This window comes from Inquilinus sp. (genome assembly GCF_057815775.1).
In genome coordinates this window covers 1-1,690 of record NZ_JBYRFX010000446.1, presented here as the reverse complement: position 1 = coordinate 1,690, position 1,690 = coordinate 1, and the positions used below count along the sequence as shown (strand labels likewise).

General features: G+C 64.4%; 1 protein-coding gene. It reads right to left on the bottom strand.

Translation table 11 applies throughout. The features are described from left to right. The coding region (locus tag AC3XYG_RS15845; protein WP_489140810.1) for an ABC transporter substrate-binding protein at window positions 1-1,140 on the bottom strand (1,140 nt) is incomplete at its 3' end. Window positions 1,141-1,690 lie beyond the last annotated feature (550 nt).

Sequence of the window (1,690 nt, the reverse complement as noted above, 5' to 3'; positions counted from 1 at the left end):
GCGGAAGCGGATGCGACCCGCGCCGCGGCGGAAGCCGGCCTCGTCGAGCAGCTGCTCGGCCTTGGCGAAGTCATGGTCGTAGGGTGACGGACTGGGGTCGTGGAAGGCGCGCAAGCCCGGTGCGATGGGAGAGGCGCAAGGTTCGGCATTACCGAAGAAGGCGATGCGCGCGATCTGCGCCCGGTCGATCGCATGCGCCACCGCCTGGCGTACCTTCAGGTGACAGAAATACTCGTTGTCGAGGTTGAACTCGAGCTTGGTGACGTTGAAGGAGTAGCTGTTCCCCTTGGTCTCGAAGCGCAGCTCCGGATGACGGCGCAGCCGCTCCACATCGGCAAGTCCGACCGGCGTGCGGTAACCGAGATCCACCTGCCCGGTTTCGAAGGCTGCAGAGCGCGCCGCGGCATCGGGGATGAAGCGGATGATGAGCTGGTCGAGATAGGGCTTGGGCGAGCCCCAGTAATTCGGATTGCGCTCATAGATCACATGGCTGCCGCGCACCCATTCCTTGAACAGGAAGGGGCCGGTGCCGATGGGGGCCGCATTGTTCGGGTTGGCGGCCGCATCGGTGCCCTCGTAGAGGTGCTTCGGCAGGATGGGCGTCTCGGCACCCGCAAGTGCCTTGATCAGGTAGGGCGCCGGCTTGGCTAGGTGCAACTCCGCCGTCAGCGGGTCGGGGACCAGCACTTCGGTCAGGTTGGCAAAGGTGCTGCGGCCACGCGGATGCACCCGCTTCAGCAGGAGCAGGGAGAAAGCGACGTCGGCGGAGGTGAAATCCTTCCCATCATGCCATTTCACGCCGGGGCGAAGCTTGAAGACGTAGCGGAGCCCGTCTGGCGAGACGCTCCATTCCGTCGCCAATTCAGGCAGGGGGTTCAGGTCGAAATCATACTGCAGCAGCCCTTCCGTCACCTTGCCGGAGACGCTGAGCGCCGGGGTGACGACAGTCGTGGCGGAAACGAGCGCCGTTGGTTCGCTGGACAGCGCGATGGTCAGGGTGCCGCCACGGCGCGGTTCGGCGCGCAACCCGTCCGGCGCGAGGGCGAGGGCGGAGGCTCCGAGCAGGGCGAAGCGGCGGGTGATGGGCTGGCCGGATGACGTTTGCCGACCGGTTCCGGGGATGAAGTGCATCTGGTCCATTCTTCTTAAGCTCGTCGATGGCGGCGTGCGGCAGAGGGCTCCGGGGAGCTCGGCGCGGCGGCCGAACACCGGTTGCAAAGAGCGAGGCCCGGAGCGGCCGGGAGTGCGTGCCTGGGCCCGTACCGTGTGAACGGCCGGTCGTTGACCATTCCTTGCGGCGCAAGCTAACCCACCACACATTTTCGTCAATGTAGAAACCCAACTTAAACGATCTTGTATCGTTATTTTCAGGCGCGATACGCTACGGTGATACAGCCGTCCGCTCTCTACACCTGTAAGCACCTGGCCGAGAGGGTTACGACCCATCGTCGTCATTTCGGTCAATGCGAATGCCAGAAGGTTGGACCGGACGAGGCCAATATCGCCCCGGCTGACACCAGCGATGTGCCCGGATGCGACGCCGACAGCGGGCTAGTGCACTGACCCAGACGGAGGATTCACAGCGAGGCGCTGCGGTGGAATTCTCCGGGCATGGCCCAGACCGTCAGCGTCATCGTTGGATTTGGGGATCGCACCCGTCTCGCTGCGATCCTTGGTGACCGGAACCGTC